The organism is Kitasatospora sp. MAA19 (assembly GCF_029894125.1).
In the GTDB taxonomy this organism is placed as follows: domain Bacteria; phylum Actinomycetota; class Actinomycetes; order Streptomycetales; family Streptomycetaceae; genus Kitasatospora.
The window spans coordinates 514,003-530,585 of sequence record NZ_JARXYZ010000002.1 but is presented as its reverse complement, the minus strand read 5'-3'; the positions used below and the strand labels follow the sequence as shown (position 1 = coordinate 530,585).

Genomic DNA, 16,583 nt, shown 5'->3' with positions numbered 1-16,583 from the left:
CAGCCCCTCGCCCACCACCACGGCCGCCCCGGCTGCTCCGGCGGCAATTCGGTGGGCCGCCCCGGCGTTCCCCACTACGGTGAGCAACGAGGAGAGTGAACGTGATGACCCTGCGCCCCCTGGACCTGGTACCCGGCGACGACGACGCCGTGGAGGAGTCCCTGTCCGTCCGCCTGCCCGCCGGGCTGCCGGCGGAGACCAGGCAGGCACTGGAGTTCGCGCTGCGGGCCACCGCGCAGGCGGTGATGGCCGGGCGGGTACGGGTCACCGGTACGGCGGCCGGGTCGGACACCGCCGAGCTGGCCTTCGACGTCCGCCAGTCCGAGGTGCCGGAGTCGCTCACCGAGCCCCGGCCGTCGGCGCAGCCCACTCGGGCCGAGCGGCGGGCCGCGCTGGTCGACCGCATCCGGACGGCCAATGCCGAGACCCTGGACAGGCTGAAGGACCTGTGACCGAGTACCTGGACCTGGAGGACGTCGCCTACCTGGCCGGCGGTCCGCAGAACATCCGCGACCTCGGTGGCCTGCTCTCGGCGATCGCCCGCCCGCAGGCGAGCGTGTTCGGCGGGGACGCCTACCCGGACCTGTGGACCAAGGCCGCCGCCCTCGGTCAGAGCCTGGCCCGCAACCACCCGCTGGTCGACCGGAACAAGCGCACCGCCTTCGAGGCGATGCTGCTGTTCCTGGACTACAACGGTGAGCCGTACACGGACCCGCGCCCGGACGACGCCGTGGCCTTCATGCTGCGGCTGGCCACCGGCGGCTACGACGACGCCGTCGCGCTGGCGGCCAAGGACCTGAGGTCCCTCCTGGGCCGCTGAGCCCGGCGCGTCCGCCCGTGGCCTCCGTCCGGAATCACCCGATTCGCCCTACGCTGCCTGCATGCCTCGCCGAAAACTGCGCGTCAAGGCCGCCGACTCCGCCCGGATCAACACCGAGCTGACCGAGCTCCGCGCCCGCCTGGAGGTCCACACCGGGTGGCCGGAGCCGGTGCTGGCCGAGGCGGAGGAGGCCGCCGAGCGCCCCCGACTGCCCGAGCACGACGCCACCGACCTGCCGCTGTTCACCGTCGACCCGCCCGGCTCGCGCGACCTCGACCAGGCCATGCACCTGCTCCGCCGCCCCGGCGGCGGCTACCGGGTGTACTACGCCATCGCCGACGTCGCCGCGTTCATCCGCCCGGGCGGCGCGATCGACGCCGAGGCCCGCCGCCGGGTCGAGACCCTGTACTTCCCGGACCACCGCGTCCCGCTGCACCCCACCCGGATCTCCGAGGACGCCGCCAGCCTGCTGCCCGGCGAGCCCCGGCCCGCCCTGCTCTGGCAGCTGGACCTGGACGCCGACGGCGCCGTGGTGCTCGCCGACCTGCGCCGCGCCCTGGTCCGCTCGCACCGCCGGCTCGACTACGCCGCCGTCCAGCGCGCGGTGGACCTCGGTGGCGCCGACGAGCAGCTCGCCCTGCTCGCCACCGTCGGCCGGCTGCGCGGGGAGCAGGAGCGCGCGCGGGGCGGGATCAGCCTGCCGGTGCCCGAGCAGGAGGTCGAGGAGACCCTGCACGGCTACGTCCTCGGCTACCGCGCGCTCGGCCCCGCCGACGGCTGGAACGCGCAGATCTCGCTGCTCACCGGCATGGCCGCGGCCGAGATGATGCTCGACGCGGGCGTCGGCCTGCTCCGCACCCTGCCGGCCGCGCCCGCCGCCGCGTACGAGCGGCTGCGCCGGATCGCCGCCGCGCTGGACGTGGACTGGCCGCAGGCGCTCCCGTACCCGGAGCTGATCCGCTCCCTGGACCCGGACGTGCCGCTGAACGCCGCCTTCCTCACCGCGTGCACCGGCCTGCTGCGCGGCGCCGGCTACCACGCCTTCGACGAGTCCCGGGGCCTGCCCGCCCCGGCCGATCCGGGCCATGCCGCGCTCGCCGCGCCGTACGCGCACTGCACCGCGCCGCTGCGCCGGCTCGGCGACCGCTTCGCGCAGGAGGTGTGCGCGGCGGTGGCGGCGGGGGAGGACGTGCCGGACTGGGCGCGCGAGGCGCTGCCGGCCGTCCCGGCGCTGATGGCGAGCGGGGACCGCCGCGCGGCCGAGGTCGAACGGGCCTGCGTGGACCTGGTGGAGGCGGAGCTGTTGTCCGGCCGGGAGGGCGAGGACTTCGCCGCCGTGGTCATCGACGTCGACGGGAAGCGGCCCGCCTCCGGCACCGTGCAGCTGCGTGAGCCCGCCGTCCGGGCCCGCTGTGACGGCGACTCCGCCCGTGGGGCGCTGCCGCTCGGCCGGGTGATCGACGTCCGGCTGACGCAGGCCGACCCGGTCACCCGCACCGTCCGCTTCGCCGCCGTCTGATCCCCGCACCGGCACGCCGCCCGTCCGCCCGTCCGCCCGTCCGCCGCCCGTCCGCCGTCCGTCCGCCGCCGACCCGCCACCCACTACCGGCTCGCCGCGCCGACCCGCCGCCGACCCCGCCACCCGGACGGTCCGCCTCGTAGCCCCGCGCCCGCCGCCGGGGTGGGAGGATCGGTTCCGTGCCCCAATCCCTGACCCTCGCCGCCCCGGGGCGGCGCCGCCGCCTGCTCGTCCTGGCGATCTGCTGCCTGAGCCTGTTCATCGTCGGCCTCGACAACACCGTGGTGAACATCGCCCTGCCGGCGATCCAGCGGGACCTGGACGCCCCGGCGTCCGGACTGCAGTGGATCATCGACGCCTACACCCTGGTCCTGGCCTCGCTGCTGATGCTGTTCGGCTCGGTGGCCGACCGTTTCGGCCGCCGCCGGGTGTTCCAGACCGGGCTGGTGTGCTTCGCGCTCGGCTCGCTGCTGTGCAGCCTGGCGCCGAGCCTGGAGTGGCTGGTGGCCTTCCGCGCGCTGCAGGCGGTCGGCGGTTCGATGCTGAACCCGGTGGCGATGTCGATCATCACCAACACCTTCACCGACCCGAAGGAGCGGGCGCAGGCGATCGGCGTCTGGGGCGGCGTGGTCGGCATCTCGATGGCGCTCGGCCCGTTGCTGGGCGGCTTCCTGGTGGACGGGGCCGGCTGGCCGTCGATCTTCCTGATCAACGTCCCGATCGCCCTGGTGGCCATGCTCCTGACCGTCCGCTACGTCCCGGAGTCGCGCTCGCCCCGGCCGCGCCGGCTGGACCCGGTCGGGCAGGCGCTGATGATCGTCCTGCTGGGCTGCGGCACCGCCGCGATCATCGAGGGCCCGGGCAACGGCTGGACGTCCCCGCTGATCCTCGCCCTCGCGGCCGCCGCCGTGGCCGCGCTGGTCGCCTTCCCGCTCTGGGAGCGGCGGGTGGCCGAGCCGCTGGTGGACCCGCGGTTCTTCGCCAGCGCGCCGTTCACCGGCGCCACCGTCACCGCGGTCTGCGCCTTCGCGGCCCTGGGAGGCTTCCTCTTCCTCAACACCCTCTACCTGCAGGACGTCCGGCACTACGACCCGGTCGAGGCGGGCCTGTGGACGCTGCCGATGGCCGTGCTGATGCTGGTCTGCGCGCCGCTGTCCGGCCGGATCGTCGGCAGTCGGGGCCCGCGCGGCCCGCTGGTCGCGGCCGGGCTGGGCCTGGCCGCGAGCGGGGTGCTGCTGACCAGGCTGACCGCCGACTCCCCGGCGGTGCTGCTGCTGGTGTCGTACGCGCTGTTCGGCTTCGGCTTCGGCATGGTCAACGCGCCGATCACCAACGCGGCCGTCTCCGGCATGCCGCGCGCCCAGGCGGGGGTGGCCGCGGCGGTCGCCTCGACGAGCCGCCAGGTCGGCCAGTCGCTGGGGGTGGCGGTGATCGGCACGGTCGTCACCTCGGCCATGGTCGGCCCGATGACGACCGGCTTCACCCCGGCCAGCCACGCCGGCTGGTGGATCCTGGTCGGCCTGGGCGGCGCGATCCTCCTCCTCGGCCTGGCCACCACCACCCGCTGGGCCACCGCGACCGCCGCCCGGGTGGCCGCCCGCCTCGGCGGCGAGCCGTCCGTGGTCCGCTCCGGTGTACGGGAGGCCCCGCCCGAGCGGCTACGATGACCACTACGGCGGAAGAGCCGGCCGGGCGGTCGCGACGGGTCCCTGACCCGCCGAGGAACGTCCGGGCTCCACAGAGCAGGGTGGTGGGTAACGCCCACCCGGGGTGACCCGCGGGACAGTGCCACAGAAAACAGACCGCCCACCGCTTCGGCGATGGGTAAGGGTGAAACGGTGGTGTAAGAGACCACCAGCGACCGGGGTGACCCGGCCGGCTCGGTAAACCCCACCTGGAGCAAGGTCAAGATCGGTGCCCTCGGGCGCCGTGCGCGGATGATCGAGGGCTGCTCGCCCGAGTCCGCGGGTAGACCGCACGAGGCTGTCGGCAACGGCAGTCCTAGATGGATGGCCGCCTCCCCGGGCCGCGCAAGCAACCCGGGAGACAGAACCCGGCGTACAGGCCGACTCTTCCGCCCCCTTTCCCCGCTGTCCTCCGCGGGGCTCGCGCTTTCCCCGCTGTCCTCCGCGGGGCGCATGCCGACGGTCTACGCGGGGCGCGCGCCGACGGCGTCGCGGATCTGGTCGCCCAGACCGCCGTTGACGCGGGCGCAGTTGGCGCAGCAGAAGAAGCGGCCGGCCACCTCGACGCCGTGGCCGACGATGCGGACCTGGCAGTGCTCGCAGCGCGGCGCGAGTTTCTCCATCGCGCACTCGAAGCTGTCGAAGGTGTAGGTGTCGCCGGTGATGGTCCTGATCTCGAAGGCGAGCCAGTAGTCGTTGCCGCAGGTGACGCAGATGGCCATGGCGGCCGTCTCCTTCCGGTGGGGGGCCGGCGGGCCGGGGTGGCCGCGCAGCCATTCCCAGTGTCGGAGGGCCCCGCGGGGGCGGCCACTCGACGGCGTCGTCAGGCGGACCGGCCGGCCAGCTCCTCCAGCGCCCGGACGGCGCGGTCGGCGTCGTCGGCGCCGACGAACAGGTGGTCGTGGTGGAAACCGGCCACCACGTTGCAGCTGATCCCCTCCTCGGCGAGCCGCCCGGCGACGGCCGCGGTCAGGCCGACGGCCTCCAGGGCGGAGTGGATCTGCAGGGTGATCCAGGCCGCCACGTACTCGTAGCGCAGCCCGAGCGCGTCGGCCTCCTCCTGGGCGACGACCACCGTGACGCCTTCGGGTTCGGCGACGGTCACCACCGGCCGCAGCCCGGCGGGCACCTTGGCGGGCAGCGTGCAGTAGACGTACCGCCCCGGGTTGAGCAGCGGGCGCATCCCGTGCAGCAGCGTCGTGAGGTCTCGTTCACCGGCCATGCCCGTCACCGTAGCGGCTGGGCCGTGGGCGGGTGCCGTGCGCGGTGGCCGTGTCGGAATCCGTTGACGAGCGACAGTCGCCGATATATCGTCGAACTATCGAGACAGTAACTCGACTGGATCGTCGAACCAGGAGGTGGGCGCCATGCGCTCAGGAAGCCGGGGGAACCCGGGCATGCGATTTCGCGGGGAGGTCCCGTACGGCGGTCGGCGTCGTGGGCCGGGGCCGGACTTCGAGGGGCGGGAGTTCGAGGGCCGTGAGGCGTTCGGCGGATTCGGTCCGCCGTTCGGCGGCGGCCCCGGCCGGCCGATGGGCGGCCCGTTCGGGCACGGCTTCGGCGGGCACGGCGGCCGGCGTGGCGGTCCGCACGGCCGGCGGGGCGGCCGGGCCCGGCGCGGCGACGTCCGGGCCTCGCTGCTGGCACTGCTCAAGGAGCGGCCGATGCACGGCTACGAGATGATCGCCGAGATCGCCGAGCGGACCGGTGGGGCCTGGCGGCCCAGTCCGGGTTCGATCTACCCCAACCTCCAACTGCTGGAGGAGGAGGGCCTGATCACCGCGGAGGAGGTCGGCGGCAAACGGCTGGTCTCGCTCACCGAGGCGGGCCGGGCCGAGGCCGAGGCGGGGCCCGCGGAGCCGTGGGCGGAGGCCGGCCGGGAGGTCGACTGGGAGGCCGTCCAGGAGGTCGGCCAGGCGCTGGCCGCGGTCGACCAGGCGATCCGCCAGGTGATGGCGACGGGCACCGAGGCGCAGCGCGCCAAGGGCCTGGCGGTGCTCACCGAGGCCCGCAAGAAGCTGTACCTGATCCTCGCCGAGGATGACTGACCGGCGCGGGGGGTCGGGCACGGGCGGTGCGACTGCTCAGGAGTGGACCGTGAACAGGGCCACGCAGGCGAGCAGCAGCACCGCCCAGCCGAACCAGAGCCAGCCGTTCGGGCCGATCACCACGGTGTAGAGGCAGATCGCCACCAGCAGCGCCGCGGTGATCCCGGCGACCTGTCGGTTGTGGTGCGCGACCGCCTGGGGGCGGCTTCTGGGGTGCCGTACCGTTCTCGCCATGCCGTCCTCCCGGGGAGGCTGGGGGCGGCGGCCGGCGCGGCCGTCAGCCGGACGCGCGGGAGGTGGCCGCCTCGTCGAACTCGTAGCGCCAGAACCAGCTGATGCCCCGCACCTGCTTGGACCGGACGTACACCAGTGTGCGGGCCGGAACGTCGCCGTGCGCGGGGACCGGCACCTTGTACGTCTTCGGCACGCCGAACAACGGCCCCAGGGGGATGGGGAGGATGCGGCCGTCCAGGGGGCCGCCGACGAATTCGGTGTCCGCGCTCTTCACCCCACCAGGGTCTCACCTCCGTACGGGTGACCGGAGTGCAGCGCGGGCGGCCGCGCGCAGGCGGTGTGTCGGCCGGGTGCGGGGAGTGTGACCGGAGAGGCACCGCCCCCGGTCATTCGGAGGCCCCGCGCACCCTTATCCTTCCTGTTACGCCCTCGGGTTCACCCGGGTCAGCGGGCCCCGTACGGGCCGGGCGGGCGCGAATCCGCGTGCCCTCCGGCCGACCTGGCGCGGACAGCGTGCTGCCGCGACTGCGTACCGTGACCCGGACGTCGGCCCTCCGGTGACCCCGGTTCCGGTCGGCAGGGCGCGGACAGCAGGGCCGAGCGCCGCCCCGGGAAGCAGCGGGGGGCGCCGTGCGTTGCGACCGAGTGGTACGTCGAACGCTGTGTCGCACCAGGCACGGCAGTGCGCGGAAGGGGCCCGATGGAAGCCGGCGGCAGGTGGACGACCTGGTGGCAGAAGCGTGATCGTCAGCGGGCCCGGCCGGGTGAACTGGACGGCCCCGCCGCCAGACTGGATCAGCTGCTCGGTGCCGTCCGCGCCGGATTCCCGCTCGCGCCGGCCGCGCATCCGGCCGGCTACCGCTGCTCCTGTGACCGGGTGGCCTGTCCGGCCCCCGCCCAGCACCCGGTGTCCTTCGCCTGGCAGACCCAGGCCACCACCGACCCCGAGCAGCTCGCCCGCTGGCTCTCGCGCGACCCGCAGACCAACTTCATCACCGCCACCGGGCGCGCGCACGACGTGCTGGACGTGCCGGCCGAGGCCGGCCGGCTGGCGCTGGAGCGGCTCACCGAGCTGGGTGTCGAGGGCCCGGTCGCCGCCGTCGGCGAGGACCGCTACCTGTTCTTCACCGCCACCCGGGGCACCCCGCAGGACGAGGACGAGTGGTGGCCGAGCGTCCTCGACTCCACCCCGGACACCATGTCCGAGCACCCGGGCCTGCGCTGGCACTGCCGCGGCTCGTACACCCTGCTTCCGCCGGCCGCGCTGCCGGACGGCTCCCAGGTGCGGTGGCTGCGCGGGCCCGAGCAGCCGCTGCCGGACCCGCTGCGCGTCCTGGACGTGCTCACCGACGCCTGCACCGAGGTCGGCGCGGTCGCCGAGGAGCAGTGGCTCATCGGCTGACCACGCCGCACCGGGGCCACGGCGGCGCGTGGTCGCCGCAGCGTGAGGGGCACCGAAGCGTGAGGGTCACGGCAGGGTGAGGACCTCCGCGCCGTCCGCCGTGACCACCAGGGTGTGCTCGAACTGGGCGGTGCGCTTGCGGTCCTTGGTGACGACCGTCCAGCCGTCCGCCCAGATCTCGTAGTCGTAGGTGCCCAGGGTCAGCATCGGCTCGATGGTGAAGGTCATCCCCGGCTTGATCACCTCGGTGGCCCGCTCGCTGTCGTAGTGCGGGATGATCAGGCCGGAGTGGAACGACGTGTTGATGCCGTGCCCGGTGAAGTCCCGCACCACGCCGTAGCCGAAGCGCTTGGCGTAGGACTCGATGACCCGCCCGATCACGTTGATCTGGCGCCCGGGCTTGACCGCCTTGATCGCCCGGTCGAGCGATTCGCGGGTCCGCTCGACCAGCAGCCGGGACTCCTCGTCCACGTCGCCGACCAGGTAGGTGGCGTTGAGGTCGCCGTGCACCCCGTGGATGTACGCGGTGGCGTCGATGTTGACGATGTCGCCGTCCTGCAGCACGGTCGAGTCCGGGATGCCGTGGCAGATCACCTCGTTGATCGAGGTGCAGACCGACTTGGGGAAGCCGCGGTAGCCCAGGTCGGACGGGTAGGCGTCGTGGTCGCACATGTACTCGTGGGCGACGGCGTCCAGCGCGTCGGTGGTGACGCCGGGGGCGATCAGCTTGGCCGCCTCCGCCATCGCCTGGGCGGCGATCCGGCTCGCGATCCGCATCTTCTCGATCGTCTCGGCGGTCTGCACCTCGGGCCCGGTGTACGGCGCCGGTGCGGGCCGGCCGACGTACTCGGGGCGCGCGATGTGTGCCGGGACCTTGCGGGTGGGGGACTGGATGCCGGGTACGAGAGCCATGGCCGCGAGTCTATCGGCCGACCCCGGCTCACCCGGGCGGTGTGCGCGCGGGCCCGGGCCGGGGAATGATCGGTACGACCCCATCGCGTCGACGGGAGAGCACCATGCCCCTGGGATTCCACCGCAAGCCGACCGGCAAGCCCGGCGAGTGGTTCTACTGCATCAAGCACGGCAAGGTCGAGGAGGGGCCGGAGTGCCCCGCCAAGGACCGCCTCGGCCCGTACGACAGCCCCGAGGAGGCCGCGCACGCCCTGCAACTCGCCGACGAGCGCAACCGGGAGTGGCGAGGCGACCCGCGCTGGAACGACCAGCCGAAGGGCGACGACGCCGAGTAGCCACCCGGCGGCCGCCCCGGCCCGGCCCGCCCGGCAGCCGTCAGTCCGCCGCGGCGGCCGCCCGCTCCCGCTCGCGTTCCGCCCGCTCCCGCTCGCGTTCCGCCCGCTCCCGCTCGCGTTCCGCCCGCTCCCGCTCGCGTTCCGCCCGCTCGTGCTCGACGCGGACGGCGGCCGTGTGCGGGTCGGTGCGGTCGTCGTAGGCGAGCAGCCGGGGCAGCGCGGCGGCGACCGCGAGGACGGCGGCGACGCAGGCGAGGCCGCCGGTCCAGACGGCGGCGCGCACGCCGATCAGCCCGGCCATGGTGCCGGCCCGGACCTGGCCGAGCTGGGGGCCGACGGAGTAGCTGAGCAGTTCGACTCCGGCCATCCGGCCGCGGACCTCGTCCGGGATGGACTGGTTCCACATGGTCGAGCGGGCGAGCCCGCTGATCTCGTCGGCGCCGCCGGCCAGTGCCAGGCCGAGCAGCACCAGCCAGATGCTCCCGGACAGGCCCGCCAGGGCCATGGCCGCGCCCCAGCCGACGGCGGCGACCACCAGCAGCCGCCCGTGCCGGTGGATCCGGGACGTCCAGCCGCTGGTCGCCCCGACCAGCAGGGCGCCGGCCGCGGACGCCGCGTACATCGGGCCGAGCGCCCAGTCCGCGCCCAACTCGGAGGCCAGGAACGGGAAGACGGCCACCGGGAAGGCGAACAGCATCGCGCAGAGGTCGATCGCGTAGGTGCCGAGCAGGTCCTTGCGGCTCCAGGCGTACCGGATGCCGGTCAGCACCGCCCGTACCGACGGCCGTTCGGCGCCGGTGGCCGGCGGCACCGCCCGGATCCGGACGAGCAGCAGCAGGGAGACGGCGAAGGTGAGCACGTCCAGCGCGTACGCGGTCTCCACCCCGGAGAACGCCACCACGACACCGGCCAGCGCCGGACCGGCCACCGAAGCGGCGTTGTGGTACAGGGACTTGAGGGCGAACGCCGCGGTCAGGTGCTGGTGCGGGACGATCCGCGGGGTGAGCGAGTCCAGCGCCGGGCGCTGCAGCCCGTCGCAGGCCGCGACCAGCGCGGCGACCAGATAGATCGGCCAGAGCAGCGGGGACGGCAGCAGCGCGTTGAGCAGCAGCAGTCCGGTGAGCAGGCCCAGCGCGGCCTCGGCGCGCAGCACCAGCTTGCGGCGGTCCAGGGCGTCGGCGAGGGCGCCGCCCCACAGGCCGAAGACGATCAGCGGGACGAGCTCGAAGGCGCCGATCAGGCCGACCGCGAACGAGGAGCCGGTCAGCTGCTTGATCTGCATCGGGACGGCGACGTAGGTCAGGAAGCTGCCGAAGCTGGTGACACAGCCGGAGAGCCACAGGAAGCGGAAGTCGCGGGAGACGCGCCAGGGCGACAGGTCGGGCATCAGCGAGCGCAGCAGCGGGCGCCATCGCCCGGGGGGATGCGGGGGTTCGTCGTCGTTCACGAACCACGATCCTCGGACGGGCACTCCCGCGCCCGCAAAGGGTTTTTCCAGGGCGATAGCCAGGGCGAGGGCGCGGGCGATAGCCAGGGTCGGGGCCGGCCGGCGGCTACCAGCGGCTGATCGCGGGCGGCGCGGTCAGCCGGCCGGCGAGTTCGGCGAGCCGGTCCAGCCCGCCGCGCCGGGCCGGCGGCTGCCCGGCGGCGGCGCTGACCAGGTGCTGGGCCAGGTCGAAGGGCTCCTCGGCGGCCGTGCCGACGGCGAGCCGCTCGTGCGCGAGCCCGCCGAGGCCGCCCGGCTCGCCCGTGGCGGCGCCGTCCAGCGCGAGCACGGTCGCGCCGTGCCGGCGGGCGTCCTGCACCCGCTCCAGCAGCGGGGCGCCGGCCGCGTCCGGGGCCACCACCAGGACGGTGGCGCCGCGCCCGGCCGCGGCGAGCCGGCGCAGGCCGTGCGCCAGGTGCGCCGCGGCGTCGGCCGGCGGGGCGTGCCGCAGCAGGGTGGGTGCCAGCCGGGGGACGGCCGACCAGGCGGCCTCGTCCTCCAGGTGGGCGGCCAGGTGCCAGGGCTCGTACGCCGCGGTGCCGACCAGCAGCAGCTCGCCCGCCCCGCGGCGCGAGACCGAGCGCCGCAGCGACCCGGCGAAGCCGCCGACCGCCTCCAGCCAGCCGGTGCCCGCTAGGTGCTGCCGGAGTGCCGAAACTCTCACCGCGTCCATGCGGCCCAGAATGTCGCGCCCGCCGGGGATTTGGCAGGATCGGCCCATGACTTCCCTCGATTCAGCGACAAACCCGGCCCACGAGCTGCCGGACGTCTCCCAGCTGGTGGTCGGCGTCCTCGGCGGCACCGGCGACCAGGGGCGGGGACTCGCCCTGCGGCTGGCCAAGGCCGGCCAGCAGGTGATCATCGGTTCGCGCGACGCCGCCCGGGCCGAGGCCTCGGCCGCCGAACTGGGTTTCGGCGTGCGCGGCGCCGACAACGCCACCGCCGCCCGGGAGAGCGACGTGGTGATCGTCGCGGTGCCCTGGGACGGGCACGCCGCGATCCTGACCGCGCTGCGCGAGGAACTGGCCGGCAAGATCGTGGTCGACTGCGTCAACCCGCTCGGCTTCGACAAGCAGGGCGCGTACGCGCTGAAGCCGGAGGAGGGCAGCGCCGCCCAGCAGGCCGCCGCGCTCCTGCCGGACTCCCGGGTCACCGCCGCCTTCCACCACCTCTCGGCGGTGCTGCTGCAGGACGAGTCGGTGGAGCGGATCGACACCGACGTGATGGTGCTCGGCGAGGAGCGCGCCGCCACCGACGTCGTGCAGGCGCTGGCCGCCCGGATCCCGGGCATGCGGGGGATCTTCGCGGGCCGGCTGCGCAACGCCCACCAGGTGGAGTCGCTGGTGGCCAACCTGATCTCGGTCAACCGCCGCTACAAGGCCCACGCGGGCCTGCGGGTGACGGACGTCTGAGCCGAACCCCCACGCCGTGTCGGCCTCACCCCTGGACAGGTTCCGGAGGTGAGGTCGGCGACAATGGGTCCGGCCGCAACCCGGCCGACCGCACCCGGCCCTAGGAGCCCCCCGCCATGCCCCGCACGTCCCTCTTCGCCCTGATCGTCGTCGTCCTCGCGCTGGCGGCCGCCGTGGTCTCGCTGACCCAGGGCTTCTGGCTGGGCCTGATCTGGCTCCCGATGGCGGGTGTGGCGAGCAACGTGCTCTGGATGAACCGCCGCCGCGCGAAGATCGCCGAGGCCGCCGCGGCGGCCGAGCAGGGCTAGTTCTTCCAGAAGCTGAACAGGTACCGGCCGAGCGTCGCGTAGTCCTGGTCCACGCCGAACAGGCTCATCAGGTCGTGGATGATCCCGAAGAAGAACGAGTTCACCGCGGGCTGCCAGAGCAGCGCGAACACGGCCAGCAGCCCGTACGGCGCGAACGGCTCGACCGCGCGCCGGGTCTTGTACGACAGCCAGGGCTCGACGATCCCGTAGCCGTCCAGGCCGGGCACCGGCAGCAGGTTCAGCAGCGCCGCGCTGAGCTGCAGGAGGCCGAGGAAGCCGAGCGCGCCGGCGAACGGCGAGACGGTCAGCTCATAGCCGTTCCAGACCGCGTGCACCGTCGGGTCGTCCAGCCAGCCGGCGCCGATCGGGATCAGCAGCACGGCCGCGCACACCAGGTTCACCAGCGGCCCGGCCGCCGAGATCAGGCTGTGCTTGAGCCGGCCCTGGATCCGGTCCCGCTCGATCCAGACCGAGCCGCCGGGCAGGCCGATGCCGCCGAGGATCACGAACACGATCGGCAGCACGAAGCTGAGCAGCACGTTGGCGTACTTCAGCGGGTTGAGCGTGAGGTAGCCCTTGGCGCCGACGCTGATGTCGCCGCCGTGCAGCGCGGTGCGCGCGTGCGCGTACTCGTGCAGGCACAGCGAGACCATCCAGCCCGCCACCACGAACAGGAACACCCCGAACGAGGCGTTCCCGTAGCCGGCGTACACCGCCCAGCCCGAGGTGCCGAGGACGGCGAGGAGCACCCAGAACACCGGGCTGATCCGGCGGTCCTCGCTGCGTGAGCGCTGCGTGGCGGCGAAGGTCATGGTGTGGGTGCTCCGGGTGTCCGAGGAGGGGCGGCCAGGGGATCGATCATGCCGGGTCGGCCGGTGACCGGACAAGCCGTCCACGGTGAACGTCCGAGGGCCCCGCCGGGGTTCCACCGCGGGTGGAGGGGGCCCACACAATTGTGCGGCCCGATCCGCGCCCATCGACCAGAATGGTCCGGTGTACTACGGCATCCTCGGGACCACGACGGCCCACCACGACGACGGAACGCCCGTGCCGCTGGGCGGCGCCCGACTACGGGCGCTGCTCACCGCGCTGGCCCTGCGGCAGGGCCGCCCGGTGTCCGCCGACCAACTGGTGGACGAGGTGTGGGAGGCCGAGCCACCACAGGACTCCACCGCCGCGCTGCAGACCCTGGTCGGCCGGCTGCGCCGCACCATCGGCCGGGACGAGGTCGGCTCCGGCCCGGCCGGGTACTGGCTGACCGGCCCCGCCACCGACCTCGCCGAGTTCCAGCGGCTCGGCACCGAGGGCCGTCGCGCCCTCGACGCCGGGGACCACGCGCTCGCCGCCGAGCGGCTGCGCGCCGCCCTGGCGTTGTGGCGCGGCCCCGCCCTGGCCGATCTGCCGGACCGCGGGGGACCGGCAGCCCGGCTGGAGACCCAGCACGACGAGGCCCGCCGCCACCGGATCACCGCCGACCTCGGGCTCGGCCGCGCGGCCGAACTGGTCGCCGAACTCGCCGAGCTCTGCGAACGGCAGCCGCTGGACGAGCCGCTGCAGCACCTGATGATCCGGGCGCTGCACGAGAGCGGCCGCACCGCCGAGGCGCTGCGCCACTACGAGCGGACCAGGCGCGCCCTCGCCGAGGAGCTCGGCGTCGACCCGGGGCGCCGACTCCAGTCCCTGTACGCCGAGTTGCTGGCCCCGCCGGAGGCCGTGGCGGAGCCACCACGAGCGGTACCGGCGCCCGCCCCCCAACCGGCGCCCGCCCCCCAACCGGCGCCCGCCCCCCAACCGGCGCGCCCCGCCGGCAACCTGCGCGGCCGACTGACCAGCTTCGTCGGCCGCGAATCCGACCTCTCCACCCTGCGCGAGGCCCTGACGGCCGGCCGGATGGTCACCCTGACCGGCCCCGGCGGCTCCGGCAAGACCAGGCTCTCGATCGAGGCCGGCCGCGCCGAACAGTCCGCCGGACACTGGCCGGACGGCGTCTGGCTGGCCGAACTCGCCCCGCTGGAGAGCCCGGAGGCGGTGCCCGCCGCGGTGGTCTCGGCACTCGGCCTGCGCGAGATCGTCCTGCACACCGGCAGCATGGTCGCCGAGGTGATGGAGAAGCGTGCCGAGGACCCGGTGCGCCGCCTGGTCGAGCACTGCGGCCGCCGCCGGATGCTGCTCGTCCTGGACAACTGCGAGCACCTGATCCAGGCCGCCGCCGACCTCGCCGACGTGCTGCTCGCCGAGTGCCCCGGACTGACCGTGCTCGCCACCAGCCGGGAGCCGCTCGGCGTGCCCGGCGAGGCCGTGCTGCCGGTCGAGCCGCTGCCCGACCCGGTGGCGCTGCGCCTGCTCACCGAGCGGGCCGCCGCCGCCCGTCCCGGCTTCGACCCGCGCAGCGACCCGGCGGCCTGCGCCGAGATCTGCCGCCGCCTGGACGGCCTGCCGCTGGCCATCGAACTCGCCGCCGCCCGGCTGCGGGTGATGACGGCGCGCCAGATAGCCGACCGGCTGGACGGCCGGTTCGCGCTGCTCACCGCGGGCAGCCGGACCCTGCTGCCGCGCCAGCAGACCCTGCGCGCGGTGGTCGACTGGAGCTGGGACCTGCTGGGCAAGCGCGAACGCGCGGTGTTGCGCCGGCTCTCGGTGTTCGCCGGCGGCTGGCGGCTGGAGGACGCCGAGGCGATCTGCGCCGACGGCGCCGAGGTGGCACCCGAGGAGGTCGCCGAACTGCTGCTGTCGCTGGTCGACAAGTCCCTCCTGGTGGCCGACCTGGACGACGGCAGCCTGCCGCGCTACCGGATGCTGGAGACCATCCACGAGTACGCGACCGAGCGGCTGGCCGAGTCGGCCGCCGAGCGCGACGCGACCGAGGCCCGCCACCTGGCGCACTTCCGTGCCGTGGCCGCCACCGCCGACCTGAACATCCACGGCCCGCAGCAGCTGCACTGGCTGGCGGTGCTGGAGCGCGAGCAGGACAACGTCCGGACCGCGCTGCGCCGCGCGATCGACCTCGGGGACGAGGAGCAGGCACTGGTCCTCGTCCTCGGCATGAGCTGGTACTGGTCGCTGCGCGGCTACAGCATGGAGGCCCGGGGCTGGTACACCGCGGTCGCCGCCCTGGCCCCGGACCCGTTCGGCCCGGACGTCCCGCCGCCGGTGCCGTTGGAGCGCAACGTCCTCGCGTACGGCCTGCCGATGCCCGCGGGGGTGGTCGAGGAGTGCCGCCGGCTGCTCGCGATGCACCGGCTGATCGGCATGTTCGAGGGGAATCTGGAGGTACTCGGCGATCCGGAGGCGATCGCGGTCGCGGAGCACCTGCTCGACGCCTACTCCCCGGAGCTGCCGCAGTCCTACCGCTTCCCCGCGATGCTGCGGGTCTTCGGGGCGTTCCTGGCCGGCCGGATGGAGCTGATGAAGGACCTGCTGGACGACGCGGTCCGCGGCTGCGAGGTGCACGGCGACCTGAACGACCTGGCGTTCATCCTGCAGATCCGGGCCAAGATGATGAACGACTGGCCCGGCGGGGCCGAGCAGGGCGTCCTGGACGGCGAGCGCTCCCTGGAGCTGTACGAGCGGGCCGGCGACCTCTGGGGGATCTCCCAGGCCCAGGCGGCCCGCGGTGAGGCGCTGGCCAACCGGGGCGAGGCCGAGGCGGCCATCGCCGCGTACGAGCGGGCGATCGCGCTGGCCGAGGAGCTGGGGGCGCCGCAGGAGGTGCCGATCCTGCGGGTGAACCTCGGCGCGACCCTGCTGGAGCTGGACATGGAGCGCGGCGAGCGGATCGTCCGGGAGACGCTGGCCGGGCTGGACTCCCCGGGCGCGAACCAGTCCACCAGCGGCGCGCTGCTGTTCGGGCGCCTGACGCTCTGCGGCATCCACGCCGAGCGCGGCGAGTACGCGCAGGCGCTGGCGGAACTGGACAAGCTGGAGGTGGTCAGCGTCGGCGGCTTCGCCCCGAGCATCGTGGCCGGCCTGCTCACCAGCGGCAAGGGCTGGATCACGGCCCGGGCGGGCGATCCGGAGCGGGGGCTCGCCCTGCTCACCGAGGGCCGGCGGCTGCTCAAGTCGATGCGGACCGCGTCCGGCTTCGGCGAGCAGATGACGGTCATGGTGGTGCCGGCCGTGGTGGGGCTGCTGCGGGCCTTCGCCGAACGCGACGGCGACCTGGAGCGGGCCCGGCAGGCCGCCGTCCTGCTCGGCGCGCACCATGAGCTGAACGGCCCGAAGGGCGGCTACCTGGAGCGCACGGAGCGCGGGCGGTCGGAGGCCGCCCTCCGGGGGCTGCTGGGCGACGCCGCCTTCGAGGCCGCCCACGACGTCGGCCTGGGCATGACCCCGCAGCAGACCCAGGGCCTGCTGGACGAGTTGATCGGCTGACCGGCCCCCGTCCCCCGGTGGCCGGTCAGCCGATCCGTCCGGTCGGCCGAC

The 16,583-nt window shown here is 74.5% G+C and carries 18 protein-coding genes and 1 other RNA gene; 11 read left to right on the top strand and 8 right to left on the bottom strand.

What is annotated here, in order from left to right:
• The first annotated feature begins 104 nt into the window (after window positions 1–104).
• From P3T27_RS05445 to rnpB, 5 genes are all read left to right on the top strand, one after another.
• Window positions 105–452: a hypothetical protein gene (locus P3T27_RS05445; RefSeq protein ID WP_280674737.1), complete on the top strand. Its 348-nt coding sequence runs from the start codon at window positions 105–107 to the stop codon at window positions 450–452.
• On the top strand, window positions 449–820 hold the full coding sequence (locus tag P3T27_RS05440) for a type II toxin-antitoxin system death-on-curing family toxin (protein WP_280674735.1): 372 nt from the start codon (window positions 449–451) through the stop codon (window positions 818–820). Before P3T27_RS05445 ends, P3T27_RS05440 begins: the two co-directional genes overlap by 4 nt.
• Window positions 821–881: 61 nt before the next feature.
• Window positions 882–2,339 carry an RNB domain-containing ribonuclease gene (locus P3T27_RS05435; protein ID WP_280674733.1) on the top strand — a complete coding sequence of 486 codons (1,458 nt, stop codon included), beginning with the start codon at window positions 882–884 and terminating at the stop codon, window positions 2,337–2,339.
• Window positions 2,340–2,518: 179 nt separating this feature from the next.
• Entirely contained in the window at window positions 2,519–4,006 is a 1,488-nt protein-coding gene (locus P3T27_RS05430) for an MFS transporter (RefSeq protein WP_280674731.1), read from the top strand.
• 13 nt (window positions 4,007–4,019) lie between these two features.
• An RNA gene (rnpB, locus tag P3T27_RS05425) (RNase P RNA component class A) lies at window positions 4,020–4,416 on the top strand.
• A 72-nt stretch (window positions 4,417–4,488) separates the two neighbouring features.
• Here rnpB and P3T27_RS05420 read toward each other — a convergent pair.
• Both P3T27_RS05420 and P3T27_RS05415 read right to left on the bottom strand, forming a co-directional pair.
• Window positions 4,489–4,746, bottom strand: a complete 258-nt coding sequence (locus P3T27_RS05420) for a Prokaryotic metallothionein (protein WP_280674729.1) — start codon at window positions 4,744–4,746, stop codon at window positions 4,489–4,491.
• A 101-nt stretch (window positions 4,747–4,847) separates the two neighbouring features.
• Complete coding sequence (locus tag P3T27_RS05415) at window positions 4,848–5,246, bottom strand: ACT domain-containing protein (protein ID WP_280674727.1); 399 nt, start codon at window positions 5,244–5,246, stop codon at window positions 4,848–4,850.
• A 175-nt stretch (window positions 5,247–5,421) separates the two neighbouring features.
• Here P3T27_RS05415 and P3T27_RS05410 point away from each other — a divergent pair, with 175 nt between their 5' ends.
• The gene (locus P3T27_RS05410; protein ID WP_280674725.1) at window positions 5,422–6,072 is read left to right on the top strand and encodes a PadR family transcriptional regulator; all 651 of its coding nucleotides are present in this window, start codon (window positions 5,422–5,424) and stop codon (window positions 6,070–6,072) included.
• Between the two features lie 36 nt (window positions 6,073–6,108).
• On the opposite strand, the gene P3T27_RS05405 is transcribed toward P3T27_RS05410, so the two are convergent.
• Together P3T27_RS05405 and P3T27_RS05400 are read right to left on the bottom strand one after the other, a co-directional pair.
• Window positions 6,109–6,306: a hypothetical protein gene (locus P3T27_RS05405; RefSeq protein ID WP_280674838.1), complete on the bottom strand. Its 198-nt coding sequence runs from the start codon at window positions 6,304–6,306 to the stop codon at window positions 6,109–6,111.
• 43 nt (window positions 6,307–6,349) lie between these two features.
• Window positions 6,350–6,580: a hypothetical protein gene (locus P3T27_RS05400; RefSeq protein WP_280674723.1), complete on the bottom strand. Its 231-nt coding sequence runs from the start codon at window positions 6,578–6,580 to the stop codon at window positions 6,350–6,352.
• Between the two features lie 426 nt (window positions 6,581–7,006).
• Between P3T27_RS05400 and P3T27_RS05395 the strand changes: the two genes are divergently transcribed.
• Entirely contained in the window at window positions 7,007–7,708 is a 702-nt protein-coding gene (locus P3T27_RS05395) for a bifunctional DNA primase/polymerase (RefSeq protein ID WP_280674721.1), read from the top strand.
• A gap of 66 nt (window positions 7,709–7,774) precedes the next feature.
• Here the strand turns inward: P3T27_RS05395 and map are convergent, their stop codons facing one another.
• Window positions 7,775–8,620 (bottom strand): type I methionyl aminopeptidase, encoded by an 846-nt coding sequence (gene map, locus P3T27_RS05390; protein ID WP_280674719.1) that lies wholly within the window; start codon window positions 8,618–8,620, stop codon window positions 7,775–7,777.
• Between the two features lie 104 nt (window positions 8,621–8,724).
• On the opposite strand from map, the gene P3T27_RS05385 reads away from it, so the two are divergent.
• The gene (locus tag P3T27_RS05385) at window positions 8,725–8,955 is read left to right on the top strand and encodes a hypothetical protein (RefSeq protein WP_280674717.1); all 231 of its coding nucleotides are present in this window, start codon (window positions 8,725–8,727) and stop codon (window positions 8,953–8,955) included.
• 40 nt (window positions 8,956–8,995) lie between these two features.
• On the opposite strand, the gene P3T27_RS05380 is transcribed toward P3T27_RS05385, so the two are convergent.
• Together P3T27_RS05380 and P3T27_RS05375 are read right to left on the bottom strand one after the other, a co-directional pair.
• Complete coding sequence (locus P3T27_RS05380) at window positions 8,996–10,342, bottom strand: MFS transporter (protein ID WP_280674834.1); 1,347 nt, start codon at window positions 10,340–10,342, stop codon at window positions 8,996–8,998.
• Between the two features lie 166 nt (window positions 10,343–10,508).
• Window positions 10,509–11,114 (bottom strand): hypothetical protein, encoded by a 606-nt coding sequence (locus P3T27_RS05375; protein ID WP_280674715.1) that lies wholly within the window; start codon window positions 11,112–11,114, stop codon window positions 10,509–10,511.
• A 46-nt stretch (window positions 11,115–11,160) separates the two neighbouring features.
• Here P3T27_RS05375 and npdG point away from each other — a divergent pair, with 46 nt between their 5' ends.
• Both npdG and P3T27_RS05365 read left to right on the top strand, forming a co-directional pair.
• Complete coding sequence (npdG, locus tag P3T27_RS05370; RefSeq protein WP_280674711.1) at window positions 11,161–11,853, top strand: NADPH-dependent F420 reductase; 693 nt, start codon at window positions 11,161–11,163, stop codon at window positions 11,851–11,853.
• Window positions 11,854–11,969: 116 nt separating this feature from the next.
• The gene (locus P3T27_RS05365) at window positions 11,970–12,161 is read left to right on the top strand and encodes a hypothetical protein (RefSeq protein WP_280674709.1); all 192 of its coding nucleotides are present in this window, start codon (window positions 11,970–11,972) and stop codon (window positions 12,159–12,161) included.
• Here the strand turns inward: P3T27_RS05365 and P3T27_RS05360 are convergent.
• Window positions 12,158–12,973, bottom strand: coding sequence for a site-2 protease family protein (locus P3T27_RS05360; RefSeq protein ID WP_280674707.1), 816 nt, complete (start codon window positions 12,971–12,973; stop codon window positions 12,158–12,160). The two genes, P3T27_RS05365 and P3T27_RS05360, sit on opposite strands and share 4 nt — an antisense overlap.
• A gap of 181 nt (window positions 12,974–13,154) precedes the next feature.
• Between P3T27_RS05360 and P3T27_RS05355 the strand changes: the two genes are divergently transcribed.
• Window positions 13,155–16,532, top strand: a complete 3,378-nt coding sequence (locus tag P3T27_RS05355) for a BTAD domain-containing putative transcriptional regulator (RefSeq protein ID WP_280674705.1) — start codon at window positions 13,155–13,157, stop codon at window positions 16,530–16,532.
• Window positions 16,533–16,583: the final 51 nt, after the last annotated feature.

Bases quoted from the DNA above. Each gene is read 5' to 3' on its own strand.
- P3T27_RS05445 (WP_280674737.1), top strand. From the start codon at position 105: ATGACCCTGCGCCCCCTGGACCTGGTACCCGGCGACGACGACGCCGTG.
- P3T27_RS05435 (WP_280674733.1), top strand. From the start codon at position 882: ATGCCTCGCCGAAAACTGCGCGTCAAGGCCGCCGACTCCGCCCGGATC.
- P3T27_RS05420 (WP_280674729.1), bottom strand. From the start codon at position 4,746: ATGGCCATCTGCGTCACCTGCGGCAACGACTACTGGCTCGCCTTCGAG.
- P3T27_RS05415 (WP_280674727.1), bottom strand. From the start codon at position 5,246: ATGGCCGGTGAACGAGACCTCACGACGCTGCTGCACGGGATGCGCCCG.
- P3T27_RS05410 (WP_280674725.1), top strand. From the start codon at position 5,422: ATGCGATTTCGCGGGGAGGTCCCGTACGGCGGTCGGCGTCGTGGGCCG.
- P3T27_RS05405 (WP_280674838.1), bottom strand. From the start codon at position 6,306: ATGGCGAGAACGGTACGGCACCCCAGAAGCCGCCCCCAGGCGGTCGCG.
- P3T27_RS05395 (WP_280674721.1), top strand. From the start codon at position 7,007: ATGGAAGCCGGCGGCAGGTGGACGACCTGGTGGCAGAAGCGTGATCGT.
- map (WP_280674719.1), bottom strand. From the start codon at position 8,620: ATGGCTCTCGTACCCGGCATCCAGTCCCCCACCCGCAAGGTCCCGGCA.
- P3T27_RS05385 (WP_280674717.1), top strand. From the start codon at position 8,725: ATGCCCCTGGGATTCCACCGCAAGCCGACCGGCAAGCCCGGCGAGTGG.
- P3T27_RS05380 (WP_280674834.1), bottom strand. From the start codon at position 10,342: ATGCCCGACCTGTCGCCCTGGCGCGTCTCCCGCGACTTCCGCTTCCTG.
- P3T27_RS05375 (WP_280674715.1), bottom strand. From the start codon at position 11,114: ATGGACGCGGTGAGAGTTTCGGCACTCCGGCAGCACCTAGCGGGCACC.
- npdG (WP_280674711.1), top strand. From the start codon at position 11,161: ATGACTTCCCTCGATTCAGCGACAAACCCGGCCCACGAGCTGCCGGAC.
- P3T27_RS05365 (WP_280674709.1), top strand. From the start codon at position 11,970: ATGCCCCGCACGTCCCTCTTCGCCCTGATCGTCGTCGTCCTCGCGCTG.
- P3T27_RS05360 (WP_280674707.1), bottom strand. From the start codon at position 12,973: ATGACCTTCGCCGCCACGCAGCGCTCACGCAGCGAGGACCGCCGGATC.